Source organism: Amycolatopsis sp. NPDC051716 (assembly GCF_040681595.1).
Taxonomy (GTDB): Bacteria; Actinomycetota; Actinomycetes; order Mycobacteriales; family Pseudonocardiaceae; genus Amycolatopsis.
Genome location: NZ_JBFAZA010000007.1, coordinates 253,846 through 279,929, shown reverse-complemented (window position 1 = coordinate 279,929; position 26,084 = coordinate 253,846). Strand labels below are relative to the sequence as shown.

The following is a 26,084-nucleotide window of genomic DNA, read 5'->3' as shown; positions in this document are numbered from 1 at the left end:
GGATCCGGAGGCAATCTTGCCGGGCCGGGCGGGCGGACTCAACCGCACCACACCCGCGAGCACCTGGCAAGCACGTCCAATTCGGACAGTCACTGGTCCGTCCGAGTTACCCCCGGCCCGCTCTCCGCGGCCCGGGCTTCGTACGCCGCGCGGGCCGGGGAATGGGCCGCTGAAGCCAAAAGCCGGTCCGCCTTCAACGCCCGCGCGAACGCCTCGCCCGCTCGCCGCGGCAGCAGCCGCGTGAGCTTGCCCATAGTGCCCAGCGAGCGGGGCACGAAAACGTCGAAACGAGGCTTGCGCAGTGCGGATACGATGGCGTCGGCCACATCTTCCGGCCGCACGGACTTGAACATCTTCGCCTCGGCGAGCCCGCTCGCGAGTTCCGTCCGCACGATGCCCGGCATCACGCACGAGACGTGCACACCACTGCCGTGCAGCTCCAGGTGCACCGCCTCGGACAATCCGACGACGGCGTGCTTGGTAGCGCAGTAGGTCGCCGCGCCGGGGAAGCCGGCCTTGCCCGCGAACGAAGCGACGTTGACGATGTGCCCGCTGCGCCGCGGCCGCATCCGCCGCACCGCCTCGCGCGTGCCGTGGATGACGGCGTGCAGGTTGATCTCCAGCTGCCGCCGGGTCGTCGCGTCGCTTTCGGTGTCGAGGTCGCCGAGCGGCATGATGCCGGCGTTGTTGATCAGCACGTCGATCCGCCCGTGCCGGCGTTCGACCTCGTCGAGGAACCCGGTGAACCCGCGGATGTCGGTGACGTCCAGCGGGAGCGCCTCGGCCCCCAGCTCGCCGGCCGTCTTCTCGGCCCGGACCTGGTCGAGGTCGCCGATCACCACCTGCGCGCCCAGCCGGGAGAGCGCCGACGCGGTCGCCGCGCCGATCCCCTGCCCGCCGCCGGTGATGACGACGACCTTGCCCGCGAGTTCTTCGGCCATGGCGACTCCTTCGTCTGTTGGCACCGCGTCAACAGTGTCGCCCCTGAAACGAACCGGCGCCACTCCCCGGGTCCATTCAGGGGGATTCCCGAAGCGACGACGGCTCCGGCACCGGGCCCCTGGACGGTGGATCCCGCGACGGTCGTGGCGCCGTCCGGACCGGGCCGCCCGGCGGACCCGGCCACGGCCAGGCGGGTTCGGGCCGGGATCGGGCCGGGATCGGCAACTTCGAGCACCTAGTGTCGCGCGTCCGAAGTTCAGTGACAGCGGCCCGGTCCCCGAGCGCCCCAATGTGGCCTTGGTTGCGTTGAACGCACCCAAGGCGGCCTTCGGTGCGTTGAACGCACCGAAGGCCACATTGGGGCGCTCTTCCCGGACGTCAGGGGGACTGGGAATCGTGGAGGATGTGCCGGGCGGCCGGCTGGGGGAGGGGCGGCCGCCCGGCACAAGTTCACAGGAGCAGCTGCGCGAGGAACCCGAGCAGGATGCTGCCGAGCATGCCGAACGCGATGTACAGCGCGAACACCTTGTTGTTGACGACGCTGCGGACCGCAACCATCGCCGGGATGGTCGTCACGGACCCGGCGAGCAGGAACGTCACCGCCGCTCCCTGCGCCATGCCCTTCGCCAGCAGGCCGCCGACGATCGGGATCGCGCCGACGCCGTTGAGGTAGAGCGGGATGCTGATCACCGCGGCGAGCGGGATGGCCAGCCAGCCCTTGTCGCCGCCGAGGATGCTGGTGATGATGCCGTTGGGCACGTAGACGCGGATGACGCCTTCGAACACGCACGCGAAGACGAGCCACTTGCCCAGGGACACCGTGTCGCGCAGGAAGTTCCGGCCGGTGACGCGCCAGTTCCGCTTGGACCGCAGGCTCGCCTTCGCCTGGGGCCACCACGGGGCGCCGTCGTCATCGTCGTCTTCGGGTGCCGGGCCGCCGGTCGTCGCGGGTGCCTCGGCGAGGACCGTCGTACCGCTGCCGCCGCTGGTGGCCACCGCGGCTTCGGCCGGGGCGGCGGCGCGCTCGCGTTCGTCGACGGCCGGCTTCTTCTCCGGCCGGAGCACGTCCTTGAAGCCACCGCGCTTCTCGACGAGCAGGATGATGATCCCGGCTCCCATGGCCAGCACCAGCGCACCGAGCAGCCGGGCGGTCGCCAGCGGGAGGCCGATCTCCTTGGCCGTCAAGGCGAAGATCGGTGGGTCCATGGCGGGCGAAGCGATCCAGAACGACATCACCGCGGACAACGGCACGCCGCCGCGCAACAGCTTGCGGATCAACGGGATGACGGTGAAGGAGCAGAACGGGCTGAACGCGCCGAGGCACGTGGTGAACAGGACGCCGAGCAGGCCGTGCTTGCGGAACGAGCGGCGCGCGACGATGTCGAGGTAGAGCAGGTCGACCATCGCGGCGATGGCCAGGGCGATGAAGAAGAAGATGCTCAGGTCGACCAAATTCTCCCAGGCCAAGCGCAGGACCTCGAGGATCTTGTCCATGCCACCATCCTTGACATCGGGGACCGGGTTCGCGGTGCCGAAGGGAGGCGGTAGCTCCCCCAGCTTTCATCGATGCTAGTCGATTAAAGGGGCCCGGTCCATACCCGCCGATCGTCGTGCCGGCCCCCGCGGAGATTGCGGATTGCGTGATCACAACGTCCGAAAGGATGAATTTCTAGCACAAAAACCGTGATCTACCTGCGTTTATCGATCCATTGACATGTATCGCTGAAGCGTGTCATCGTGATGCCTCGCACGGGAATGGGGCTCGGTCCCGCGCGCTCACCGCACCGGTTCCACTGGGGGAGCCGGCATCCTTTTTGTCCGATTTGGAGCTGGGGAAGCATGTCTGCTGCGCGCGTGCTCGTCGCATCCGCCTTCGAAGCCGAACTTCAGCCGCTGACCTCCGCGTGCGCCGGCGCGGCGATGCGGGCGCAGGGCGCCGACGTCGTGGGCTGGGACGCCCACCGGAACCCGGACGCCGTCCCGGACGGCGAGTTCGACCTGGTTCTGCTGTCGGTGCAGCAATTCGAAGGTGTCGAGCGTGGTCTCGACCTCGGCGCCCGGCTGCGGGAATCGTTCGGCGGGGCCAAGCTGGTCGCGTTCGGGCAGTACGCCCAGATGAACCACCGCCGGTTCCTCGAAACGGCCGACGCGATCGTGATGGAAGAACCGGAGCTCGTCGCGGCCGAACTCGCCGAGGTCGCGCGCGGCGAACGCGAGGTCGCCACGGTGCCGGCGGCGATGACCGCGCGCGGGATGCGGCCGAAACCGCCGCACCGGCGCATCACCGTTCCGGCGCCGGCTCGTGATCTGTTCCCGTCCTTGGTGCATTATCCGGCGCACCATTCACCGTTCGGGCTGATGGGCAACGTCGAAGTCACCCGCGGCTGCCACCACAAGTGCACCTATTGCTCGGTGTACGGCGCTTACGACGGCGGGGTCGCCGCCTACCACGCCGACACCGTCCTGGCCGACTGCCTGCAGCTGGCCGAGGAAGGTGTCCGGCACTTCTGCTTCATCGACGCCGAATTCTTCAACTCCCGCACCATCGGCGCCGGCGTCGTGCGCAAGCTCGTCGACGAGATCGGCCCGATCACCTTCGAGTTCACCACCCGCGTCGACCACATCCTCAGCTACCAGAAGGAACTGGCCGAGCTGGTGTCGCTGGGGCTGGTGAAGGTGACCTCGGCGCTGGAGTTCCCGTCGAACCGGATCCTGCGGATCTTCGACAAGCACATCGACGTCGACCACATGCGCGCCGCGATCGCCGAGGCCGGACGCATCGGGTTCGTGCTCTACCCGACGTTCATCCCGTTCACCCCGTGGGTGGAGTACGACGAGCTGCTGACCTTCGAGGACTTCCTCGTCGACACCGGCCTGGCGAAGGTCACCGATCCCACCGCGCTGCAGACCCGGCTGCTGCTGTTCAAGGGCTCCCCACTGCTGTCCTCGCCGTGGATGGAGGACATCGCCACCGTCGACCGCGGGCTGTGGGTCGAGTGGACCCACCCGGACCGCCGCGTCGAACAGCTGTGGACCGAGCGCCGCGCGGACGCCGAAGACGTCGGCAAGGTCCGCTGCTGCGTGAAGTGCTGAAGACCGATCGGGAGGGACGGAAACGATGGGCGGATCGCCGCGGGTCGTGGTGCGCACGGGCCAGGGATTGCCGGACATGGACTGGGCGGGGGAGCTGGCCGACCTCACCGACGTCTTCCCCTACCTGGGCCCGACGTGGCTGGGCGCGAGCGAAAAGGCGCTGACCGACCTGCAGCCGTGGCACACGGTCGCGACCCGGGCGCGCGGTGAGCTGGCGCTGCTGCCGGGGTACGTGCTGACCACGCCGCCGGTCGTCGACCACGAGCCGCGCACCTACCTGGGCTGGCAAGCCCCCACCGGGGAGGAGGTCTGCTGCGGCGCGCAGACCGACGCCGGCATCAGCGGCGAAGTCGACGCCCTGGGCACCGAGCCGTTCTTCCCCGCGCTGCTGCTCGGCTCCCCGCTGGGGTACCGGACCGAAGTGGCCTACAACTTCTGGACGCCGGGCCTGCTGGCGCAGCTGGTGTCCGAGCTGGTGCCGGCGGCGTTCGAGCAGGGCGTCAAGTGCGTCGTCGCCCCGTGGATCTCCGGGCGCAGCGGCAACGACGCGCTCGTGTCCGCACTGGAGCAGGCCGGTGGCCACAGCACGTTCTGGGGCTACGAGGACTTCCTGCGCCTGGACGCCGACTCCTGGGACGGGCACCTGGCCGCCCTGCCGCTGAAGAAGCGCCAGCGGATCAAGAGCGACGTCCGCCGGGCCGAAGCGGCCGGGGTCGTGGTCGAGCGCGCCGACGGCGAGGCCATCCGCCCCCACGTCACCCGCATCGCCGAGCTGACGTGTCTCAACCGGGAGAAGAACGGCGCCGGCGAGGAGCCCGCGCACATCGTCGACGTGCTGACCGCGCTGCTGGACGCCCGCGCGGACGTGCGGGCCTACCTCGGCACGAAGGACGGCGCGCTGGTCGCGACCTGCGTCGTGATCCGCAAGCACCACCGGCTGTTCCCGAAGTGGGCGGGCTTCGACTACGCCGCCATCGGCGAGCGCAGCGGCATCTACTTCGCCCTCGTCCTCGACGCCCCGGTCCGCGACGCCTACGCCGAAGGCCTGCGCACCGTCGAGTTCGGCGCGGGCGCGCACCAGGCGAAGGCGTTGCGCGGCTGCACCCCGCGGCCGGTGACCACCGCGATGGTGGTGTCCGATCCGGAGCTGCGTCCGCAGGTGGCGAACTGGATGGACGCCTTCGGTGCCAGCCGCCGCGTCGCGTTCGGGGACGCCCCCGCCGCCATCCGCACCCCGCTGCCGGTCGTCTCCGGCGGCTCCGGCGCCTGCTGCTCCGACGGCTGACCCGCGCCCGACCCACTGGGAGGACATGCTCGTGATCACCTTCGTGCCGCTGACCGGGTTCCTCGGGGCCGGCAAGACCACCACGATGATCGCCACCGCACAGGCACTGCAGGCGCGGGGCCACCGCGTCGCGGTGATCACCAACGACCAGGGCGCCGAGCTCGTCGACACCGCGCTCGTGCGCAGCAAGCTCGACTCGGTCGCCGAAGTCACCGGCGGGTGCTTCTGCTGCCGGTTCGAAGACCTCGTCGGCACCATCCGCGCCCTCGTCGACGGCGCGGGTGACGTCCCGGTCGACACGGTGATCGCCGAGGCCGTCGGCTCGTGCACCGACCTGCAGGCCACCGTGGTCCGGCCGCTGCGCTCCCACTACGGCGAGAGCATGGTCGTCAGTCCACTCACGACGGTCATCGACCCGTTGCGGTACCTGGCTTTCGACCGCGCCGCGCAGCGGGGCGAGCCCGAATCGGACCTGTCCTACCTGTTCCGCCAGCAGCTGACCGAGGCCGACGTCATCGCCGTCAACAAGCTCGACACGATCTCGCCGGAGCGAGCCGCCGAGCTCATGACGCGGCTGACCGCGGACTACCCGAACGCCGCTGTCATCGGCTACAGCGCCAAGTCGGGCGACCGCGTAGCCGAACTGCTGACGGCCTGGGACGGCCCGTCCGGCAACCGGGCGGTGGACCTGCAGGTCGATTACGACCGTTACGCCGCCGCCGAAGCCCAGCTGGCGTGGATGAACCAGGACGTCCAGCTGTCCGCCGATGAGCCCGTCGACCTCACCGCCTGGGGCCGCCAGGTGCTCGCCGCGCTCGGCAGCTGGGCGCAGTGCGCCGGCGCCGTCGTCGGCCACGCCAAGCTCACCGTCGAGGCCGCCGACGGCGACTTCGCCAAGCTCAGCCTCACCGCCGCCGGCACCGAGCCGACGATCGACCGCGCCGCCGGGAAGCCGGCGACGTCGGCCCGGGTGATCGTCAACGCCCGGGTCGCCTGCGAACCCGGCGAGCTCGACACCGCGGTGCGCGACGCCGTCTCGACCGCGAACGCCGCTCTGGGCGCCCGGTCCAGCAGCACCGCGCCGGTTTCGTTCAAGCCCGGCTACCCCCGCCCGGTCCACCGGCTCGCCGCCACCGGCGCCTGACCCCGAAAGACGACCATGACCGACACGACCACCGAGATCCAGGACTACTACCGCGGGAAGGCCGCCGAGGCCGCGGAAGCGAAGAGCTGCTGCGCGCCGGATCCCACCCGGTTCGGCCCGGGCGCCTACGGCGACATCGGCCCCGACGAAGCGTCCGACGCCGCCCTGCTGGCCAGTCTCGGCTGCGGCAACCCGACCGCCGTCGCCGAGCTGCGCGACGGCGAGACCGTCCTGGACCTCGGCTCCGGCGCCGGCCTGGACCTCATCCTCTCCGCGCGCCGCGTCGGCCCGGACGGGCAGGTTTTCGGCCTGGACTTCCTCGAGGAGATGCTCGCCGTCGCCCGGCAGAACATCGAGGACGCCGAGATCGGCAACGTCATCCTGCTCAAGGGCACCATCGAGCAGATCCCGCTGCCCGCCGGCACCGTCGACGTCATCATCTCCAACTGCGTGATCAACCTGTCGGTGGACAAGCCCGCGGTCTTCGCCGAGATGGCCCGCGTGCTCGCCCCCGGTGGGCGGCTCGGGATCACCGACGTCGTCGCCGAGGACCACCTCACCGCGGCCGACCGCGCCGAGCGCGGCGGCGTCAGCCAGTGCATCGCCGGCGCGCTGTCCCAGGCCGAGTACCTCTCGCTGCTGGCCGAAGCCGGGCTGACCGATGCCGAGGTCGTGTTCACCCAGGACGCCGCCGACGGCATGCATTCGGCGATCATCCGCGCCCGCAAACCGGGCGGCTGTTGCTGAACATCGCGTTTTCGATCACTGTGGGGAGTACCGGAAATGTCATTCACCGCGATAGTCGTGTTCGTCCTGGTGGCCGCGCTGGCGGCGGTCAACGGCAGCAATGACGTCCCCAAGGGCGTGGCCACCCTGGCCGGCGCCGGGGTCACCAAGTACAGATCGGCGATCCTCTGGGGCACGATCACCACGCTGATCGGCTGTGTCTGCTCGCTCGGCCTCGCGTCGAAGATGACCGCCCTGTTCTCCAAGGGCATCATCACCGGCGCCACCACCGACGCGTTCGCCGTCGCCGTGCTGGCCGGCGCCGCGTTCTGGGTCGGCCTGGCCACCCTCCTGCGGCTGCCCGTGTCCACCACGCACGCCCTGATCGGCGGCATGGTCGGCGCCGGGCTGCTGATGAGCACCGGCGGGGTGTCCTGGAGCGCCGTCGGCAGCAAGCTCGTCACGCCGCTGCTGGTCAGCATCGTCGTCGCCTACGGCATCACGCTGATCCTCGCCGTGGCCACCGGTGCCGCGAGCAAGCGCCGGGCGGCGACCACGCCACCGGCCACCGCCGCTCCGGACGGCGGCCGGGTGGCCGTCAAGACCGCCCCGGCGCCGGAGAAGACCTCGGCGAAGTTCATGACCGCCGCGCACTGGTTCACCAGTGGCGCCACCGGGTTCGCCCGCGGCCTCAACGACACCCCGAAGATCGTCGCCATCGGCGCCTTCGCGCTCGTCCCGGCCGGGATGCGGCCCTGGCACATCATGATCCTGGTGACCGTCGCGATGGCCGCCGGTTCGCTGCTGGGCGGGATGCGCGTGGCGGAGAAGCTCGGCGAGGGCGTGGTCAAGATGAACCACCGCGAAGGTTTCCTCGCCAACCTCACCACCGCCGCGCTCGTCGGGGTCGGTGCCGGGGCGGGCCTGCCGATGTCGACCACGCACGTGTCCACCGGCGCGATCGCCGGCTCCGCGGGCCCGAACCTGAGCCGGATCTCCGGGGGGACGGTGCGGAACTTCCTGATCGCCTGGCTGGTCACCCCGCCCGTCGCCGGTGTCGTCGCGGCACTGGTGTTCATCTGGGCCCGTTAGCCTGGTGGGGTGAGCGAGCCCAAGCTGGAGCGGGAAACCGCCGAGTCCTACGCCCGCTGGTTCCACGCGCTGTCGGACGCGAACCGGGTCATGATCGTGCACTTCCTGGCCCAGCAGGCCGGCCCGGTTCCGGTCGGCGCGATCGTGGACCACCTCGGCATCGCCCAGCCCACGGTCTCGCACCACCTCAAGATCCTGTCCCAGGTCCGGTTCGTCACCCGCCGCCGGTCCGGGACCAGCATCCTCTACGCCATCAACCACAACTGCGAGGTCGGGCTGCCCACCGCCGCCAACGTCGTGCTCGGCCTGCTGGCCACCCGCGACGGCCGGGACGGCCCGGTCCCGCTGGAAAGGACGTCGTGACCGAGCACCCGGCGCTGCTGCTGGTCGGCAGCGGGGACCGCCGCTACCGCGAGTACCTCCTGGCCGCGCTGCGCCCGCACTTCCGGCTGTGGCTGCTGGACTCGGTCGACCCGACCTGGCAGACCGCGCACGTCGACGGCGTGACCGTCACCGACACCCGCGATCCCGCCGCGCTCGCCCAGGCGGCGGGTGCGCTCGGGTTCCGGCCGGACGGCGTGCTCACCTACGACGAATCCCTGGTCACCGCCGTCGCCGCCTTCGCGCGGGAAGCCGGGCTGCCCGGAAGCCCGCCGGAGGCGGTCCAGGCCTGCCGGGACAAGGCCGCCACCCGCGCCGCGCTCGCCGAAGCGGGGGTGCCCCAGCCCGCGTCCCGTCCGGTCGCCTCCGCCGAGGACGCCGTCGCCGCGGCCGACGCCATCGGCTACCCGGTGGTGGTCAAGGCCCGCGGCCTGGCCGGCAGCCTCGGCGTCTCGCGCGCCGGCACCGCCGAGCAGGTCGCCGGCGCCTTCACCGCGGCCGCCGGTGCGGCCTGGCCCGGCGTACCTCGCTACGACGCCGACGTGCTGGTCGAGGAGCTGCTCACCGGGCCGGAGATCAGCGTCGACGCCGTCGTCGAGAACGGCGTCTGCCACCCGCTGGTCATCGCCCGCAAGCAGACCGGGTTCGAGCCGTTCTTCGAGGAGACCGGCCACACCGTCGACGCGGACGACCCGCTGTTCGACGACGACGGCCTGCTCGACCAGCTCGACCGGGTCCACAAGGGCATCGGCTTCACCCACGGCGCGACCCACACCGAGTTCAAGCTGACCCCGCGCGGCCCGCGCCTGGTCGAGATCAACGCCCGGCTCGGCGGCGACTTCATCCCGCGGCTCGGCATCCTCGCCGGCGGTGCCGACCCGGTCGTCGCGGCCGGCCGGGTCGCCGCCGGCCTCCCGCCGTCGCCGCGCCGCCCGCTGCGCCGGACCGCGGCGATCCGTTTCCTCTACCCCGAGCGCGACTGCGAGCTCACCGCCACCACGCTGCACCCGGACCGGTTCGGCCCGACCGTCCACGAGGCGCTCGGCACCGCCGGGCCCGGCACCAAGCTCGCCCTGCCGCCCCGGGCCTACCTCGCCCGCTACGGTCACGTCATCGCCGTCGGCGCCGACCGCGACCGGGTGATCGCCGACCTGGCGAGCGCCGAGCGGCTCGTCGAGCTGCACAGCACCCCGCTGACCAGCTGAACCATCGATGACCGTCGATCCCTTCCCCGGGTGAGGCACAATCGGGACATGACCGCCACCGCGCCCGCCGCCGCGCTGCTGCCCGTCGACGACGCCGCGACCTACGCCGAATGGTTCGCCTGCCTCGCCGACACCACGCGGGTGCGGATCCTGCACGCCGTCGCGGCCGCGGGCCAGGCCGTCACCATCGGCGAGATCACCGAGCAGATGTCGATCAGCCAGTCCAACTGCTCCCACCACGTCCGCAAGCTCGCCGACGTCGGTTTCGTGCGGCTGCGCAAGGTCGGCACCGCCACCCTCGTGTCGGTCAACGCGTCCTGCGCGGTGAGCCTCCCGCACGCGGCCGACGTGGTCATGGGGCTGCTGGCCCCCAGGCCGGCCGAGCACCAGGACCTCGCCCCGGACGTCACCGTCCGCCCGCTGCGCGCCAAGGACTGGCCCGCCGTGCGCCGCATCTACGCCGAGGGCATCGCCACCGGCGACGCGACCTTCGAGACCGAGGTCCCGCCGCGCGCCGACCTCGAAGCGAAGTGGCTGCGCGGGCACCGCTGGATCGCCGAGGCCGACGGCGAGATCGCCGGCTGGGCCGCCGCGGCCACGGTGTCCACTCGCGACTGTTACGCCGGGGTCGCCGAGACGTCGGTGTACGTGGGGGAGAAGTTCCGCGGCCGCGGCGTCGGCAAGGCCCTCATGCACCAGCTCGTCACCGCCGCCGACGACGGCGAGCTGTGGACGCTGCAGACGTCGATCTTCCCCGAGAACCGCAACAGCGTCGCCCTGCACCACGGCGCCGGGTTCCGCACCGTCGGCATCCGCGAGCGCATCGGCGAGCTCGACGGCCGGTGGCGCGACACCGTCCTGCTCGAACGGCGCCGCGCCTCCCAGCTCTGACCGGTCAGCCCTTGCTGATCCGGCAGGCGAAGCACTTGTACGCCTGCTGCCCGGACAGGTTGTCGTACAACGCGTCGTCGACCAGCGTGTTCGCCGCCTCGTAGCGCGGGTCGCCGAACTGGTCGCCGACCTGCTGCGCCGGACCGAAGGTGTTGGGCACGAAGATCGTGTCCGGCCGGATCGCCGTCCAGAACAGCGCCGTCCCGGTCACCTTCCCGCGCGGGCTCTCCACCACGACGGTGTCGCGGTCGCGGATCCCGAACCGGCGCGCGGTGTCCGGGTGCACCTGCACCAGGCGGATCCCGTTCAGCTGCTCGCCGGTCGGCGTCCAGTGCGTCACCGAGGCGAAGTGCACGACGCTCGGGCGGCCGGTCATGCCCATCAGCGGGAAGTCCCGGTGCACCGCGTCCGAGCCCGGCACGCCGAGCTTCACCTTGTGCGTCACCGCCTGCGGGTTGATCGGGTTGGACACGAACCCGGGCTCGTAGCTCAGCGTCGGGTTCGCGCCGGTGACCTCGGGGTGGGTGTAGAAGACCGGCAAGGCCCGGTGGCCGGCCTGGGCGAGCTTGCGGTCCAGCTCCGGGGTGAAGATCTCGATGTTCCCGCTCGGGGTGAGGAACCGCTTGCCCGGCGCACCGAGCGCGGCCGCGGCCTCGTACCAGGACGGGTGGTCGAGGTAGAGGGTGCTGACGCCGGGGTGCGCCGGCGTCGGGCAGGGCCACCGCAGCGGTTCGGCGCGGGCGTCCATCCGCTGCTGCGTCATCCCGCCCATCGCCGGGGTGTGCCGGACGAACTCCGCCCACAGCGTGGCGTAGTCCTTCCAGCTCCTCGGGAACGCGTCGGTCCAGTAGCTCGCCGGCTTCGTGCGGTCGCGGCGGCCGAAGGCGTGGGCGAGGTCGATCCAGATCTCCCAGTCCGGCTTCGACTGCCCGACCCGGGGCACCGCGGCGTGCTGCCAGCGGATCGCGCGGTCGTCGCGTCGCATGTAGACGCCGTCCAGCTCCAGCCCGCTGCACACCGGCAGGATGACGTCGGCGTAGTAGGCGGCTTCCTCCATGAACAGGCCGGTGTAGACGTAGAAGTCCAGCTTCTTGAACGCCTCGCGGACCTTGCCGGTGTTCGCGCTCGAGATGAGCGGGTTGCCTTCGGTGATGACGGCCTTGAGCGGGTACGGGCGCCCGGTGAGGATGGCCTCGGCGAAGTAGTCCGGACCGACCGGCAGCGCCTGCTCCAGCGGCGGCGTGCGGACCGTGAGCTCGGGCAGCCGCAGGTCGCCGGGCCAGGTGTTGTGCATGAAGTTGCAGCCGCCGCCGGGCACGCCGATGTTGCCGGTAACCGCGGCGAGGAAGGTCAGGACGCGGTAGGTGTCGAAGGCGCCGAGCTGGTGGGAGATCCCGGCGTTGCAGAAGATCGCGGCGGGCTTGGCCGTGGCGTAGTCCTCGGCGAGCTGCCGGATGGTCGCGGCCGGCACCCCGGTCACGCCGGCCGCCCAGTCCGGGGTGTAGCCCTGGAGGTGGTCGCGCAGTTCGGCGAACCCGAGCACCCAGCGGCGCACGAACGCCTGGTCGTGGAGGTTCCGGGCGATGATGTGCTGGAGCATGCCGAGCACGAGCGCGAAGTCGGTGTGCGGCTTCGGCGCGACCCAGGTGTCGGCGGCCGCGCCGGTCGGTGTCCGGCGCGGGTCCACGACGACGAGCTTCGCTTTGGTTCTCGCTCTGCTTCTGAGCAGGTAGTCGAAGGTGACCGGGTGGGTCTCGGCCTGGTTGGTGCCGAGGAACAGCAGGAACTTCGCGGCGCCGAGGTCTTCCCGGCCGGTGGCGGCGTCGACGCCGTAGCCGTTGGTGAAGTTCCCGAGCCCGAAGGTCGTGGCGAGGGCGTTGCCGCCGGCGTCGTTGCAGACCGGCCCGACATCGGTGTTGTTCGGGCTGCCGAGCAGCGCGAAGAGTCGCGCGACCAGGGAACCGGTACCGCGCGGCAGGCGGCCGGTGGTCCGGTTGGCGATCGACTTCACCTGCCCGCTGTCGCGCAGCTTCAGGAGCCGGTCGGCGATCAGGTCGAGGGCGTCGTCCCAAGAGACGGGCTCGAACTTCGAGTCCTTCGAGCCTTTGGCGCCGGAGACGCGGCGCAGGGGAGTGGCCAGCCGCAGCGGGCTGTAGGCCAGCTCCGGCATCATCGACGCCTTGACGCAGAAGTTGCCGGCCTGCACCGGGTCGTCGGGGTCACCGGAGACGCTGATGACCCGCCCGGCTCGCAGGCCGACCTTGAGCCGGCAGTTCGAGTTGCAGAACTGGCAGGCCGTCGAGACGACGGTGTCCGGGTGCAGTGCCGCCGAGTCGGTGGTGAAGCTGAGCTCTCGGCCGCCGCCGAGCGGACCGCCGTCGCGGGCACCCGGCACCCCGGAATCCCCGGCGGCGACGGCCGGGTCGACGAACAGAGAAGCGCCGCTGATCACGGCACCTTGCACGAAACCTCTTCGTGACAGGCCGGTGAAGTCGTCCATCAGGATCTACCCCCAGAAGACGAAACGGACACAGCGCGCGACTTCATCGACACGCGTCGATCCACCCTAGAGAGTGGCGGAACCATTGCATAGCAACGAATGTCGCAATCGGTCGGCGACGCCCGATGGTGGCGGCGAAGTCACCGCGAACGCGGCGGGCATTCCGTTGCGGTGCTGCGAATGCGCGAGGCGATCGCGGAGCCGGTACCCGCCGGCTGCTGAAAGCACTCGGCCGTCGGGTGTCCCGGCCGAACGAACCGGGCCGGTGCCCCCCCGCGGCGCGCCGGGTGAGTCGGTCACCGGCGGTGATGAAGCGGCTGGGGGCAAGCGGAGCGGGCGGCCGGGGCGCGAAACGTCACTGCCGTTTCGCGGCCGGGCCGGCGGGAAAGCTCAGTCGTGGGGGCGGAGTTGGATGTTGAGGCGCTGGGCTTCGTGGAGCTGGTCCTCGAGGCTGACGATGCGGCAGGCGGCGTCGATGGCGGTGCCCTGGTCGACCAGTTCCCGCACGCGGGCGGCCAGCCGCAGCTGCTGGCGTGAGTAGCGGCGATGCCCGCCGGCGGAGCGCTGCGGCGTGATCAGCCCGGCTTCGTCGAGGCTGCGCAGGAACCCTTGCGTGGTGCCGAGCATGTCGGCGGCCCGGCCCATCGTGTAGGCGGGGTACTTCTCGTCGTCGAACTTGTCGGCCGCGCCGGGCGTGGCCGGTCCTGCTTGGTCAGGAATCATTCCACCTCCACATCACAAAGGACCCCAGGTGCCGTGCACGGCACCTGGGGTCCTCAAAGGGTTGGGTTTCACCATTGTCCACCGGCGCGACCGCCGGCTTCCTGCACCCGCGTCCGGCCGAAAACCGGAACTCGCGGGGATCGCTCATGCGTGACCGAGCACCACCTCCGAACTCGATGGGCCTACGGCACCCGCGCGGCGCTACCGAGCCGCTGCGGGCGATCCAATGATGCTCCCGTTCCCTTCTCTCCGGTGTTTTCCACTTACTGGGTACTGCTGTTACCGCTACTTCAGGTACTGCCACTTCAGGTACTGCTACTGCACTTGCCGCTGCGGACGTCACTGCTGGAACCCTTCCACTGATCGGTCCCAGCACGCTGACGCCGCTGGTCACTGCCCGGAGCCCCGTTCACTGATCGGCTCCGGCCACCTGACCGGTCCTGCCACTGCACTTGCACAAACAACTTGCACGAACAACTACGGATACCGCTGATCTTCACGGGCGCACGCGCTCCGCCCGTGTCCTGCAACTACTGCGTTACTCACTGCTTCCGGTCACCAGCCGAAACCTTGTTCCGTGATCGGCTCCGCACTGCCTGACCGTCTTGTCTCACCTCGCGGGTAGTTACGTCCTCTCCCGCGCCTGCTTGACGTTGTCTCTCTCGCTACGAGAAGAACACTACACACACCCGGCGCCCAATGTCTACTCCGGCTGGCATAGATTTTCTGACGCGTGGAGAACTGACGGTGAGGAAGAGGGGTACGACCGTGAGTGACGAGGCCGTCCGGGAGCCGCTCGAGCAGCGTTACGGCCTGACCGAGGTCGCCGACCTCGGGGAGTACGCCGAGGCGTTGACGCGGTTGCTGGAGCAGGGCCGGCGGGAGCGGTGCGTGGCGGTGTTGTCGCAGGCCGAGGCCTATGCGGCGGCGGAGCTGCTCGGGCAGTTCGCACAGCTCGATCCGCACGCCGCGTTGAACCGGCTGGCCGGGTCCTTGGCCAGCCGGCTCTACAGCCGCCTCGGCGCCTGACCCGGTCGATCGGTGCCCCTGCCCGGGGGACTCATCCGCCGACGAGTGCTGCTCGGTGATCGAGGGTGCGGAGCCGCCTCAGGAACAGGTCGCCGCCGCGCACGGTATTGCGTCGACGCCGTCGCAGGACACTTCCGCCCACACCGTCTTGGTGCCGTCCGGGTGCTCGAACACGCCCCAGCCGTGGGCGAGCTTGTCCACGATGTGCATGCCGCGGCCACCGGGGCGCTCGAGCGACGGGGTGGCGACCTCGGGGTGGGCCGGGCAGTTGTCGTCGACCTCGATCCGCACCCGGCACGGGTTCGGGGTGTAGCTCATGCGGACCTGCAATGGGCCTTGGCCGTGGTCGTAGGCGTTGGTCACCAGCTCGGTGGCCACGAGGAGCACGTCCCCCAGATGGGCGTCATCGACCCGGGCGAGGGTCCGGGATGCCCAGCGGCGGACCTCGACCAGTGCCGGCGCGGTGGTGCCGCGCAGGTCCATCGACCACGACGGCGGCGCCGAGGCCGGGCCGGTGCTCTGCTCGGGCATGACGAATCAACTCTTCCGGGCTCTCCGTCCTCGCTGCTGAAGACGTCCGTTCTTCGGCGTTACCCCGGAAAGGGTGAATTCAATCATCGAGGCTTGCGTGGAGCCGGCCGGAATTGACGGCGCGCGCCGCCAGCAGTCCGCCGAACCCCGGGACGAGAGCGGATAGCCAGACCCGCTGCCGGCCGTGCGCCAGGAGCACCGCCGTGATGATCGTGGCGGTGTAGGCCAGGCCGTGCACCGGGCCGAGGATGCCGGAGATCGTGCGGTGGTGGACGGTGACCAGGTTGAGCAGCAGGAACGCCAGCGTGGTGAGTTCGACGGCGCCGAGGAGGTGCAGAGCGCGTCGCGGGGTCACCGGCCGGCTCCGGTCGTCGAGCCGGGGCGGACGATCATGAGGACGACCACCACCGCCCACAGCAGGTTGAAGAAACCGGTGGACATCGCCAGGCGCCGATCCGGGTTGCCCGTGTCGAGAACTCGTTGCTGCCCCGGCAGAATCAGGCCGACCAGGAGTGCGGCGGCGCCGGCGGTCAGCACCATCGAGACGATCAGCCAGGCGTCGCCGAGCACGCCGAGGGCGGCGCCGGTGGCGATGCCGAAGACCGGCACGAAGATGCCGATGACCGCGTAGACGCGGGTGATCCGGTGCAGCACGCCGGGAACGGCGTTCGTGCGGGGATCGTCCGGCGTCAGGTGGGCCGCGCGAGCCGCGGGCGTGAACATGCTCGCGGCGACCGCGACCGGCCCGATGGCGAGGATCGCGGCCAGGACGTGCACGGACAGCAGGAAGGCCTTCACGCGTCCGCCCGTTCGACGGTGACGCCGCCGTCGAAGCGCACGAACGGGACTGGCGGGTGGGGCATCGGTGATCCTTTCGCCGGGGGGTGATCACTCGCCATGCTCTTCACCTCCGGTGCCGTCCACCACTGGCCATCGGGACAAGGAACACCTGGATCTCGCCACGGGGCGGTGGCTCAGGCGGCCGGCGCGGGCCGGAGGCCGTCCATCAGGAGGTTCAGCAGGCGGCCGGCCTTGGCTTCGTGCGCGGGCCGGGGGGCGACGGTGAAGATGCCGATGAGGGCGGCGGCGATGTCTTCGGCGGTGACGTCGGCGCGGAGGTCGCCCGCCGCCCGGCCGGCGTCGAGGATCGTGGTGATGGCCGCCAGCAGCTCGGTCCGGGTCTGCGCGTGGGCGATCTCGCCCGACTCGATCATCGCGAGCAGCGTGTCGAGCATGCCGTTCTTGGTCGCGATCCAGTCCCCGAACAGGTCCATCCAGCGCCGCATCGCCGCCGCCGGGGCCAGCCGGCCGAGCAGCTCGCGGGCTCCGGTCGTCAGCCGCCCGACCTGGTCCCGGTAAATCGCGTCGACCAGCGACTCGCGGGTCGGGAAGTGCCGGTAGAGCGTGGCGATGCCGACCCCGGCCTCCCGGGCGATCGCCCGCATCGACGGCTCGTCGCCGGCCGAGACGAACACGCGGGTCGCCACCGCGAGCAGCTGGTCGCGGTTGCGGGCCGCGTCCGCTCGCGGCGCGCGCCTCTCTGCCTCAGTCAAACGGAACACGCTCCGGTTATGTTATGGTCGATCGGGTAAACGGAGCATAGTCCGTTTCGAGGTGGTCGAGGAGACACATGTCCATGCAGGAACAGCGCATCCCACTGCCGACGGACCGGAGCCGGGCGGTCCGGCTCGAGTCGTTCGGCGGCCCGGAAGTCCTGGACATCCGGGAGATGCCCGCTCCCCAGGCCGGCCCGGGCCAGGTCCGGGTGCGGGTCACCGCGGCCGGCCTGAACCCGATGGACTGGATCATGACCGCCGACGCGGACACCGCGGCCCGGTTCGGCTTGAGCCTCCCGGCCGGGTTCGGGACCGACTACGCGGGCGTGGTGGACCAGGCCGGTGCCGGGGTGACCGGCTTCACGCCCGGCGACCGCGTGTTCGGCGGTGCGCTGTCGCGCGCGGTCGCCGGCTTCGTGGTGGTCGAGGCGACCGGGGAGACCGCGGCGAACGAGGTCCACCACACGCCCGGCGGTGTCGACGACCGCACCGCCGCCACCCTCACGATCGCGGGCCGCACGGCATCCGCCGCCCTCGCCGCGGCCGGCCTCGGCTCCGGCGACACGGTGCTGATCGGCGGGGCGGCGGGCGGAGTCGGGGTGTTCGCCGTCCAGCTGGCCCGGATCGCCGGAGCGCGCGTCATCGGGACCGGATCGGCGGCCTCGGCCGGCTACCTGCGCGAGCTGGGCGCCGAGCCGGTCACCTACGGCGATGGCCTGGCCGAGCGGGTCCGGGCCCTCGCGCCCGGCGGCGTCACCGCGGCCCTCGATCTGTACGGGGTGGAGACCGTGCACGCCGCGCGGGAACTCGGCGTCCCGGACCGTCGCATCTGCACCATCGCCCGGCAGGTCGACGGCGTGGCGGGAGCCAACGGAGCGAACGCCGCTCCCGGTGCCTTGGAAGAGATCGCGCGCCTGGTCGCGGCGGGCCGGCTGCGGGTGCCGATCGCGGCGAGCTTCCCGATCGAGCAGATCCGCCGCGCGGCCGAGCTCCAGGCCGGCCGGCACGTGCGGGGCAAGGTCGTCATCGACCTGTAGGTCAGGCGCCCCCGGTCGCGGTGCGCCTCAGCGGGCCGCAAGCACCCGGCGCACCTCGTCCGCACCCAGCACCACGGGGGAGTGCAGTGAGCCGACCTCGCCGATCTCGATCTCGACCACGTCTCCCGGCCGGAGCCCTTGGTCGAGCCCGGGGACGACGGACGTGCCCGTCGAAAGCACGGCGCCGTCGGGGAAGTCGTTGTCCCGCCAGAGGTACTCCACGAGCCCGGCCGGTTCGCGGTTCAGCTGGGCGGTACTGGCTTCGCCCGCGAAGACCTCGTCACCGCCGCGCAGGAGGCGCATGCGGAGGTCGAGCGACCGCGGGTCCGGCACCTCCCACGCCGGCCGCACCCGCGCCGACACCGCGCACGAACCGGTGTAGATCTTGGCCTGCGGGAGGTACAACGGGTTCTCGCCTTCGATGCTGCGGGAGCTGACGTCGTCGACCACCACGTACCCGGCGATCTCCCCGCCGCTCGTCAGCAGCAGGCCGAGTTCCGGCTCCGGCACGTTGTTGGCGGAATCGGCGCGGATGGCGATCGGCTCGCCGTCGGTGACCACGCGCCACGCCGCCGACTTGAAGAACAGCTCCGGCCGCTGCGCGCGGTAGACCCGCGCGTAGACGTCCTCGTCGGCGCTCTCTTCGCGGCGGGCCTCCTCGGACCGCAGGTAGGTCACCCCGGCGGCCCACACCTCCATCCGCCCGTCCAGCGGCGGCAGCAGGCGCGTCCCGGCCGTCGGCACGGGCTCCCCGGCGGTGTCGGCCAGCTCGCGGATCTCCGCCACCGGGCGGCGCAGCAGGTCGCCCATCGACGCCACCGCGAGCGGCCGCAGCTGCTCGTCGGCGAGCAGACCGACCCGGATGTCGCCGGTTCCCTCGGCGAAGCGCACCAGGTGACTCATCCCGCACCTCCTCGTCCGGTACCGAACCTACGGAGTGCGCGGCTCGGCGGTCAACGAATGCCGGACGGCGAGGACGCCGGCCACCAAGGCGAGCAGGAGTGCGGCGGCGCCGACGACGAGCAGGGCCGGGGAGAGGCCGGTCGTGGCGCCGGCCAGGGCGAGCACGACGAGCGGGCTGGCGAACTGGCCGATGAACATCGCCGAGGTCCAGAGGCCGGTGCCCCGGCCGCGCTGGGCGAACGTCAGGCTGCCCAGCGCCCAGGTGAGCAGGGCGGGCAGCAGCAGCCCGTTGCCGAGGCCGGTCACGACCGCGCCGAGCACCACGACCGGGACCGAGGAAGCCAGCGCGAGGACGAGGATGCCGAGTCCGCACAGGACGAACGCCGCGGGGATCGTGACGGCGGGACCCCGGTGGGCGAACCGGGGGAACAGGTACGCCGCGACGGCGGTGGCCAGTGAACCGGCCGCGCTGACCAGCCCGACGGTCGCCGTGGCGATGACGCCGATGCCGTCGAGCACATAAGACAGTTCGACGATGAGAACGTAGAAGACGAGACCGCCGGCCAAGGTGACGCCGACCGGTGCCAGGAAGGTGCGCCACGGCAGCGGCGGGAGCTTCTCGCGGCTGCGGGTCTGCGACGGCTGCCGGATGACCCGCGCGGCGGCGAACGCGAGCGGCAGGCTGACCGCGTAGAGCCAGAACGGCGTTCGCCAGCCCCAGGAACCCAGCAGCCCGCCGGCGGCGAAGAAAACCGTGGCGGCGACGGTGGTGTAGACGGTCTGCAGGCCGAAGTACCGGTCCCGCTCGGCGCCGTGGAAGTAGTCGGCGAGCAAGGTGGTGCAGCACGTCATGATCGCGGCCTCGGTGAGCCCGACCAGCACGCGGCTCGCGACGATCAGCGGCAGGGAAGACAGCCACAGCGGCGCGGTCCCGACGAACGCGTACCCGACCAGCGCGCCCACCAGCAGCCGCTTGCGGCCGAGCCGGTCGACGACGCGGCCGGCGATCGACGCGGTGAGCCCGATGACGAGTGCGGGCACGGTCAGCACCATCGGCGTGAGGGTGACGACGCCGGGCGTGCCGGCGAACGCGTCCTGGATGCGGGGCAGGACCGGGGCGAGCAGCACCGCGCCGAGCACCGAAAGGCAACTGGCCAGCAGCAGCACGACCGCCTGGGCGGGACCGGCCCGCCGGCTGCCGGCGGGATCGGTGGCGGGCGCGGGAGCGGAGACGGATTGATCGGACACGGGCAGCTCCGGGGAGGCACGAGCCGGTCTTCGGCGACCGGCGTGTGCGTCGAAGTGTCAGCCCCGGTGCGGGGATGCGGAAATCACTTCCGCCGAAGCGGCGCATCGACGCCGTCGATGCCGATCACCGCCGCCACCGTCCGCCGGACGACGTCACGCAGGTAGCGGTGCTCGGGGTCGTCGTCGTACATCGGGTGCCACCACATGGCTTCCACCAGCGGGGTCGCTTCGAACGGGCACGGGAGGGCGCGCACGCCGAGCGCGTCCGGGATCCCGTCCGCCAGGCGCCGCTGGAGCAGCGCGACCCGGTTCGTGCCCGCGACCAGTCCCGGTACGGTCAAGAACGTCTCGGTGATCACCTGGACGTGCGGCTCGATCCCGAGCATGCGCATCTGCCGCGCGGCGGGCGTGGACGCGGTGGGGCCGTGGTAGGTGACCACCCACGGCATCGTCTCCAGCTGCGCGACGGTCAGCGACTCCCCGACGCCGGTGTTGCCCGCGGCGACCAGGCACACCCATTCGTCGCGGTGGAGGTCCTCGTGCGGCAGGTCGTCGACGAACCCGTGCGGGATGACCAGCAGGTCGGTGTGGACGAGTTCGTGCACGGCCGCGTCGACCATCTTCGGGGTGTTCGCGGGGAACCGCAGCCGCGTGCCCGGGGCCTCCTCGGCGAGCCGGGCGGCGATTCCCGGTCCCAGCACGGCGATCCCGTAGTCGCTCATCAGCATCGAGAACTCGCGGGTGGACGACGCCGGATCGAAATCGGGTTCCGCGGCGAACACGCGCTCGGCCCCGGACAGGGCGATCCGCACGCGTTCCTTGAGCTGCACGGCCAGCGGCGTGAGCCGGTACTGGTTGCCGGCGCGGGTCAGCAGGTCGTCGTGGAAGTGCCGGCGCAGCCGGCCCAGCTGGGCGGACACCGCCGGCTGGCCGAGGCCCATCCGCTCGGCCGCGCGCGTGACGCTGCGCTCCTGCAGCAGCGCGTCCAGGGCCACCAGCAGGTTCAAGTCCAACCGGGCGAGGTTCACGATCGACCACCGTATCAACGCCACTGATACCGCACATTAACGATTTCGTCTTCCCTGATACCGCTCGTGCACCGACAGTGAAGGCGTGGACCGAACCGATCCCGAAGGCGCGATCGCTGCAGCCGCCAAGCGGTGCTCCAACTGGGGCCGCTGGGGTGCCGGCGACGTCCTGGGCACCCTCAACTTCCTCGACGCCGCCAAACGCCGCGAAGGCGCCGCGCTCGTCCGGCGCGGCGCGAGTTTCTCGCTCGCGCAACGCTTCGACGCCGACGGGCCGCAGAAGGGCTGGCGGCGGCGCACCAACCCGGTGCACACCATGCTCGACACCGGCACGGACGCCGAACGCGGCACGCAGGGCTTCCCGCACGGCATCGGCGGGGCCGACGACGTGGTGTCCATGCCGCTGCAGGCCTCGACGCAGTGGGACGGCCTCGGTCACATCTTCGACCACGGCCTCGCCTACAACGGCCGGCGCGCCGGGGACGTCGTGACCAGCGAGGGCGACCGCGTCACCGGCATCGAAACCACGGCGGGGCTGATCGCGGGCCGCGGGGTGCTCCTGGACGTGGGCCGCGTGTTCGGATCCGGTGGCGAGCTGCCCGACGGCTTCGCGATCACCGCGGACCACCTGGAGGCGACGATCGCCGAGCACGGCGACACCGCGCGCGTCGGCCGCGGCGACCTCCTGCTGGTGCGGACCGGGCGGCTCACCCGCGCCCGGCGGGAGGGCTGGGGCGACTACGCCGGCGGCGACTCGCCCGGCCTGTCCTTCTCCACGGTGGACTGGCTGCACGGCACGGAGATCGCCGGCATCGCGACCGACACCTGGGGCGTCGAAGTCCGGCCCAACGAGTTCGACGACGCCTTCCAGCCCCTGCACCAGGTGGCCATCCCGCACCTCGGCCTGTTCCTCGGCGAGATGTGGGACCTCGACACGCTCGCCGCCGACTGCGCGGCCGACGGCGTCCACGAGTTCTGGCTCACCGCCGCCCCGCTGCCGGTGACCGGCGCGGTCGGCGCACCGGTCGCGCCCATCGCCGTCAAATAAGGAGTTCCCCATGCCCGCGGTCACCAAGGTGCTGGTCGTCGGCGGCGGTCTCGCCGGCGCCGCCACCGCGATCCTGCTCGCCCGGGACGGCGTCGCCGTCGACCTCGTCGAGCTCAAGCCGGACGTCTCGGCCACCGGGTCGGGCATCACGTTGCAGGGCAACGCCTTGCGCGAACTGCGCCGGCTCGGGGTGTGGCCGCGGGCCGAGGCGGCCGGGTACCCCTTCGACTGCCTCGGCCTGCGCGCGCCGGACGGCACCGTGCTGGCCCGGATCCCCGACGTCCGCAGCGGCGGGGCCGATCTGCCCGCCTCGATGGGCATGCCCCGCCCGGCGCTGGCCCGGATCCTGCTGGACCGCGCCCACGAGACCGGCGTGAAGACCCGCTTCGGCGACACGGTGACCCGCCTCGACCAGGACGGCTCCGGCGTCGAAGTCACGCTCGCCTCGGGGCCGGCCGGCCGGTACGACCTCGTGATCGGCGCCGACGGCATCCGCTCGGCGATCCGCGGGCTGATCGGCATCGACGTGCCGCCCCGGCCGACCGGCATGGGGATCTGGCGCGCGTTCGGGCCGCGTCCGGCGTCGATCACCCACACCGACCTGTGCTACGGCGGCCCGTCCTACATCGCCGGGTACACGCCGACCGGTGCGGACTCCCTCTACGCGTTCATCGTCGAGGACTTCCGGGACCACAGTGGACTGACGCCGGCGGAGCGGCTCGCCACGATGTGCGGGCTCGCCGCCGCCTACCACGGGCCGTGGGACGAGATCCGGCCCACGCTGGACGATCCGAGCCGGGTGAACTACACGCGGTTCGAGACGCACGTCGTGCCGGCGCCGTGGCACCGCGGCCGGGTCGTGCTCGTCGGCGACGCCGCGCACTCCTGCCCGCCGACCCTCGCCCAAGGCGGCGCCCAGGCCCTCGAAGACGCGGCGGTGCTGGCCGAGCTGCTCCTCACCCGAAGCGGTGTCGACGACGACCTCTGGGCGGAGTTCACGGCCCGCCGCCACGACCGCGCGAGCACCGTCGTCGAGGCCTCCAACCAGCTCGGCCGGTGGCTGCTCGACCACGAGCAGGGCGACGTGCCCGGCCTGGTCCGCCGCATCGGCGACCTCGTGTCCCAGCCCGCCTGAAAGGACGAACCCGTGACCGACCGCCTGATCACCCACCTGCGGCACGTCGACCTCGCCGTGCCCGACCTCGCGCGCCAGCAGGACTTCTACACCGGCACCTGGGGCCTCGCCGAGGAACACGCCGACACCGGAATCACCTTCCTCGCCGCCGAAGGCTCGCCGGAGCAGTACGTCGTCCGGCTGCGGCAGGCCGCGGACAAGCGGATCGACCTGATCGCCTTCGGCGCCGCGACGCCCGCCGACGTCGACACCCTGGCTGGCCGGCTGGCCGCGGCCGGGAGCACGCTCGTGCACGAGCCCCGCGCCCTGGACACCCCGGGCGGCGGGTACGGGTTCCGGTTCTTCGACAACGAAGGCCGCACGATCGAGATCAGCGCGGACGTCGCCACGCGGGGCCACCGGCGGATCGAGGAAGGCGAGTCCGTCCCGGTGCGACTGTCCCACGTGGTCATCAACTCCGCCGATCCCGAAGGCACCCGGGCCTTCTACGAACGCCACCTCGGCTTCCGGCTGTCCGACACGCTGATGCACCCGCGGATGGGGGAGATGATGTACTTCCTGCGGATCAACGCCTGGCACCACAGCCTGGCGATCGCGCGCGGCCCGCACCCGTCGCTGCACCACGCGTCGTTCGAGCTGCGCGGCCTCGACGAGTACATGCGCGGCACCGGCCGGCTGCTGCGCGCCGGTGTCGAGAAGATCTGGGGCCCGGGCCGCCACCTGGCCGGCCACAACACCTTCAGCTACTTCCTCGACCCGCACGGCAACACCGTCGAGTACACCACCGAGCTGGAGCTGGTCGACGAGGACAGCTGGCACCCGCAGCTGCACGACTTCTCGAAACCCGAGGTGTCCGACCAGTGGGGCACCGCGAACGCGATGAACGAGTTCGTCGCGCGGAAGTCGTTCAACGACCCCGACAAGGGCCTCTTCGTGGCCCCGCCGGTCTGATGCGGCTCGCCACCTGCGAACACCGCGGCGAAGTGCGCGCCGGGGTCGTCTCCGAGGACGGCGTCCGCGCCTTCCCGGCCGGGGTGACGGTCCTGGACGTGGTGCGGTCCGGCCTGCCCGTCGGTGCCCGGGTCCTCGGTGTCGATGTCCTCGGCGGACCGGTGGTGCCGCTGACCGAGGTGCGGCTCCTGCCGCCGCTCGAACCGCCGTCCGTCCGGGACTTCGTCGCCTTCGAGGAGCACGTCGAGGGCATGGTCGCCCCCGGCTCGGTGCCGCCGGAGTGGTACGAGGCCCCGACGTTCTACTTCACCAACCCGGCCGCGCTGGCCGGCGCGCACGACGACGTCCCGATCCCGCCCGGTTCGCGGTTGTTCGACTTCGAACTGGAGGTCGCGGCCGTGCTGGGCCCGGACGGGATCTTCGGGTACACCATCTTCAACGACTGGTCCGCCCGCGATCTCCAGCGCCGCGAGATGAAGGTGGGGCTGGGGCCCGCGAAGGGCAAGGATTCCGTCACGACGCTCGGGCCGTGGCTGGTGACCGCGGACGAGTTCACTGTGGACAGTGACGGCTTTCTCGATCTGGACATGCGGGTGTCGGTCAACGGCGTCGAGATCGGGCACGACCGGCTGGCCAACATGGGCTGGCCGTTCGAGGAGCTCGTCGCCTACGCCGCCCGCGGCACCCGGCTCCGGCCCGGCGACGTGCTCGGCTCCGGCACCTGCGGCAACGGCGGCTGCCTCGCCGAGCTGTGGGGCCGCCGCGGCGCGCAGGACCCGCCGCCGCTGCAGCCCGGTGACGTCGTCGAGATGACCGTGGAAGGCATCGGCACGATCCGCAACACCGTCGTCGCCGGGATCGACCTGCCGCCGGTCCGCCCGGCCCGCACCCGGGACCGGTCGCGGTGAGGGGCAAGACCGTGCTGGTCACCGGCGCCGGGCAGGGCCTCGGCGCGGCGGTGGCCCGGCGCCTGGCCGCGGACGGCGCCACGGTCATCGGGGCCGACCTCGCCGAAACCGCGGACCTGCCCGGCGTCGACTACCGGCAGCTCGACGTGACGGACTCCGCCGGATGGGCCCGGCTCGCGGCCGGGCTGGACCGGGTCGACGGCCTCGTCGCGAACGCGGGCGTCACCTGGCGGGCCCGGCTCGCCGAGCTGGACCCGGCCGACCTGGCCCGCGTGCTGGACGTCAACGTGGGCGGCGTCCACCGGGCCGTGCGGGCGGTCCTGCCGGTGATGCCCTCCGGCGGGTCGATCGTCGTGGTCGGCTCGGCCGCCGCGCTGACCGGCCACTACCCGGTCGCCTACACCGCGAGCAAGTGGGCGCTGCGCGGCTTCACCCGGGCGGCCTGCCTCGAACTGGGCGGCCGCGGCATCCGCGTCAACGCCGTGCACCCCGGATACGTCGACACCCCGATGACCGCGTCGGCGCCGCCCGCGTTCCGCGCGGCGAACGTCGCCGAGACGCCGCTCGGGCGGACCGGGACCGCCGCCGAGGTCGCCGCGCTCGTGGCGTTCCTGCTCGGCGACGAGGCCTCCTACATCTCCGGTGCCGACATCCCCGTGGACGGCGGGATGACCGCGCACGGCGGCGTGAAGTCGATCAGCGAAGCAGCACGAACCTGAGAGGACCCC

The 26,084-nt window shown here is 71.7% G+C and carries 26 protein-coding genes; 15 read left to right on the top strand and 11 right to left on the bottom strand.

Annotation, left to right across the window (positions count from 1 at the left end; genetic code table 11):
• Window positions 1-89: 89 nt before the first annotated feature.
• On the bottom strand, window positions 90-941 hold the full coding sequence (locus AB0M30_RS12265; protein WP_364583150.1) for an SDR family oxidoreductase: 852 nt from the start codon (window positions 939-941) through the stop codon (window positions 90-92).
• Between the two features lie 451 nt (window positions 942-1,392).
• On the bottom strand, window positions 1,393-2,436 hold the full coding sequence (locus AB0M30_RS12260; RefSeq protein ID WP_364583148.1) for a permease: 1,044 nt from the start codon (window positions 2,434-2,436) through the stop codon (window positions 1,393-1,395).
• A 345-nt stretch (window positions 2,437-2,781) separates the two neighbouring features.
• Between AB0M30_RS12260 and AB0M30_RS12255 the strand changes: the two genes are divergently transcribed.
• The 8 genes from AB0M30_RS12255 to AB0M30_RS12220 are packed head-to-tail and all read left to right on the top strand — an operon-like array spanning window position 2,782 to window position 10,759.
• The gene (locus AB0M30_RS12255) at window positions 2,782-4,035 is read left to right on the top strand and encodes an RCCLKC-tail radical SAM protein (protein WP_364583145.1); all 1,254 of its coding nucleotides are present in this window, start codon (window positions 2,782-2,784) and stop codon (window positions 4,033-4,035) included.
• Window positions 4,036-4,060: 25 nt separating this feature from the next.
• Window positions 4,061-5,320, top strand: a complete 1,260-nt coding sequence (locus AB0M30_RS12250; protein WP_364583142.1) for a GNAT family N-acetyltransferase — start codon at window positions 4,061-4,063, stop codon at window positions 5,318-5,320.
• 31 nt (window positions 5,321-5,351) lie between these two features.
• Window positions 5,352-6,464 carry a GTP-binding protein gene (locus AB0M30_RS12245; protein ID WP_364583140.1) on the top strand — a complete coding sequence of 371 codons (1,113 nt, stop codon included), beginning with the start codon at window positions 5,352-5,354 and terminating at the stop codon, window positions 6,462-6,464.
• 15 nt (window positions 6,465-6,479) lie between these two features.
• A complete protein-coding gene (locus AB0M30_RS12240) occupies window positions 6,480-7,211 on the top strand; it encodes a methyltransferase domain-containing protein (RefSeq protein WP_364583137.1) in 732 nt (243 codons plus the stop codon).
• 36 nt (window positions 7,212-7,247) lie between these two features.
• Window positions 7,248-8,282, top strand: coding sequence for an inorganic phosphate transporter (locus AB0M30_RS12235; protein WP_364583134.1), 1,035 nt, complete (start codon window positions 7,248-7,250; stop codon window positions 8,280-8,282).
• Window positions 8,283-8,291: 9 nt separating this feature from the next.
• Window positions 8,292-8,645 (top strand): metalloregulator ArsR/SmtB family transcription factor, encoded by a 354-nt coding sequence (locus tag AB0M30_RS12230; RefSeq protein ID WP_364583131.1) that lies wholly within the window; start codon window positions 8,292-8,294, stop codon window positions 8,643-8,645.
• Window positions 8,642-9,868, top strand: coding sequence for an ATP-grasp domain-containing protein (locus AB0M30_RS12225; RefSeq protein ID WP_364583129.1), 1,227 nt, complete (start codon window positions 8,642-8,644; stop codon window positions 9,866-9,868). Before AB0M30_RS12230 ends, AB0M30_RS12225 begins: the two co-directional genes overlap by 4 nt.
• Window positions 9,869-9,916: 48 nt before the next feature.
• Window positions 9,917-10,759, top strand: coding sequence for a metalloregulator ArsR/SmtB family transcription factor (locus tag AB0M30_RS12220; RefSeq protein WP_364583126.1), 843 nt, complete (start codon window positions 9,917-9,919; stop codon window positions 10,757-10,759).
• Between the two features lie 4 nt (window positions 10,760-10,763).
• On the opposite strand, the gene AB0M30_RS12215 is transcribed toward AB0M30_RS12220, so the two are convergent.
• Window positions 10,764-13,259 (bottom strand): molybdopterin-dependent oxidoreductase, encoded by a 2,496-nt coding sequence (locus AB0M30_RS12215; protein WP_364583123.1) that lies wholly within the window; start codon window positions 13,257-13,259, stop codon window positions 10,764-10,766.
• Window positions 13,260-13,649: 390 nt separating this feature from the next.
• Window positions 13,650-13,982 carry a helix-turn-helix domain-containing protein gene (locus AB0M30_RS12210; RefSeq protein ID WP_103344112.1) on the bottom strand — a complete coding sequence of 111 codons (333 nt, stop codon included), beginning with the start codon at window positions 13,980-13,982 and terminating at the stop codon, window positions 13,650-13,652.
• Window positions 13,983-14,750: 768 nt separating this feature from the next.
• Here AB0M30_RS12210 and AB0M30_RS12205 point away from each other — a divergent pair.
• Window positions 14,751-15,011, top strand: a complete 261-nt coding sequence (locus tag AB0M30_RS12205; RefSeq protein ID WP_364583121.1) for a hypothetical protein — start codon at window positions 14,751-14,753, stop codon at window positions 15,009-15,011.
• Window positions 15,012-15,089: 78 nt separating this feature from the next.
• Here AB0M30_RS12205 and AB0M30_RS12200 read toward each other — a convergent pair whose 3' ends face one another.
• The 4 genes from AB0M30_RS12200 to AB0M30_RS12185 form a co-directional block, all read right to left on the bottom strand.
• Window positions 15,090-15,542 carry an ATP-binding protein gene (locus AB0M30_RS12200; protein WP_364583120.1) on the bottom strand — a complete coding sequence of 151 codons (453 nt, stop codon included), beginning with the start codon at window positions 15,540-15,542 and terminating at the stop codon, window positions 15,090-15,092.
• A 79-nt stretch (window positions 15,543-15,621) separates the two neighbouring features.
• Window positions 15,622-15,897, bottom strand: a complete 276-nt coding sequence (locus tag AB0M30_RS12195; RefSeq protein WP_364583117.1) for a hypothetical protein — start codon at window positions 15,895-15,897, stop codon at window positions 15,622-15,624.
• Window positions 15,894-16,340, bottom strand: a complete 447-nt coding sequence (locus tag AB0M30_RS12190) for a hypothetical protein (protein ID WP_364583114.1) — start codon at window positions 16,338-16,340, stop codon at window positions 15,894-15,896. The genes AB0M30_RS12195 and AB0M30_RS12190 overlap by 4 nt, the downstream gene beginning before the upstream one ends.
• 176 nt (window positions 16,341-16,516) lie before the next feature.
• Window positions 16,517-17,095 (bottom strand): helix-turn-helix domain-containing protein, encoded by a 579-nt coding sequence (locus AB0M30_RS12185; RefSeq protein WP_364583111.1) that lies wholly within the window; start codon window positions 17,093-17,095, stop codon window positions 16,517-16,519.
• A gap of 77 nt (window positions 17,096-17,172) precedes the next feature.
• Here AB0M30_RS12185 and AB0M30_RS12180 point away from each other — a divergent pair, with 77 nt between their 5' ends.
• On the top strand, window positions 17,173-18,135 hold the full coding sequence (locus AB0M30_RS12180) for an NADP-dependent oxidoreductase (RefSeq protein WP_364583108.1): 963 nt from the start codon (window positions 17,173-17,175) through the stop codon (window positions 18,133-18,135).
• Window positions 18,136-18,162: 27 nt separating this feature from the next.
• Here the strand turns inward: AB0M30_RS12180 and AB0M30_RS12175 are convergent, their stop codons facing one another.
• The 3 genes from AB0M30_RS12175 to AB0M30_RS12165 form a co-directional block, all read right to left on the bottom strand.
• Entirely contained in the window at window positions 18,163-19,038 is an 876-nt protein-coding gene (locus AB0M30_RS12175) for a fumarylacetoacetate hydrolase family protein (protein WP_364583105.1), read from the bottom strand.
• Window positions 19,039-19,065: 27 nt separating this feature from the next.
• On the bottom strand, window positions 19,066-20,286 hold the full coding sequence (locus AB0M30_RS12170; RefSeq protein ID WP_364583102.1) for an MFS transporter: 1,221 nt from the start codon (window positions 20,284-20,286) through the stop codon (window positions 19,066-19,068).
• 83 nt (window positions 20,287-20,369) lie between these two features.
• Complete coding sequence (locus AB0M30_RS12165; RefSeq protein ID WP_364583099.1) at window positions 20,370-21,314, bottom strand: LysR family transcriptional regulator; 945 nt, start codon at window positions 21,312-21,314, stop codon at window positions 20,370-20,372.
• Between the two features lie 85 nt (window positions 21,315-21,399).
• Here AB0M30_RS12165 and AB0M30_RS12160 point away from each other — a divergent pair, with 85 nt between their 5' ends.
• The 5 genes from AB0M30_RS12160 to AB0M30_RS12140 are packed head-to-tail and all read left to right on the top strand — an operon-like array spanning window position 21,400 to window position 26,075.
• Window positions 21,400-22,362: a cyclase family protein gene (locus AB0M30_RS12160; RefSeq protein WP_364583096.1), complete on the top strand. Its 963-nt coding sequence runs from the start codon at window positions 21,400-21,402 to the stop codon at window positions 22,360-22,362.
• Between the two features lie 10 nt (window positions 22,363-22,372).
• Window positions 22,373-23,497 (top strand): FAD-dependent oxidoreductase, encoded by a 1,125-nt coding sequence (locus tag AB0M30_RS12155; RefSeq protein ID WP_364583094.1) that lies wholly within the window; start codon window positions 22,373-22,375, stop codon window positions 23,495-23,497.
• A gap of 12 nt (window positions 23,498-23,509) precedes the next feature.
• Window positions 23,510-24,448 carry a VOC family protein gene (locus AB0M30_RS12150; protein WP_364583091.1) on the top strand — a complete coding sequence of 313 codons (939 nt, stop codon included), beginning with the start codon at window positions 23,510-23,512 and terminating at the stop codon, window positions 24,446-24,448.
• Window positions 24,448-25,356, top strand: a complete 909-nt coding sequence (locus AB0M30_RS12145) for a fumarylacetoacetate hydrolase family protein (protein WP_364583088.1) — start codon at window positions 24,448-24,450, stop codon at window positions 25,354-25,356. The genes AB0M30_RS12150 and AB0M30_RS12145 overlap by 1 nt, the downstream gene beginning before the upstream one ends.
• Window positions 25,353-26,075: an SDR family NAD(P)-dependent oxidoreductase gene (locus AB0M30_RS12140; RefSeq protein ID WP_364583085.1), complete on the top strand. Its 723-nt coding sequence runs from the start codon at window positions 25,353-25,355 to the stop codon at window positions 26,073-26,075. The genes AB0M30_RS12145 and AB0M30_RS12140 overlap by 4 nt, the downstream gene beginning before the upstream one ends.
• Window positions 26,076-26,084: the final 9 nt, after the last annotated feature.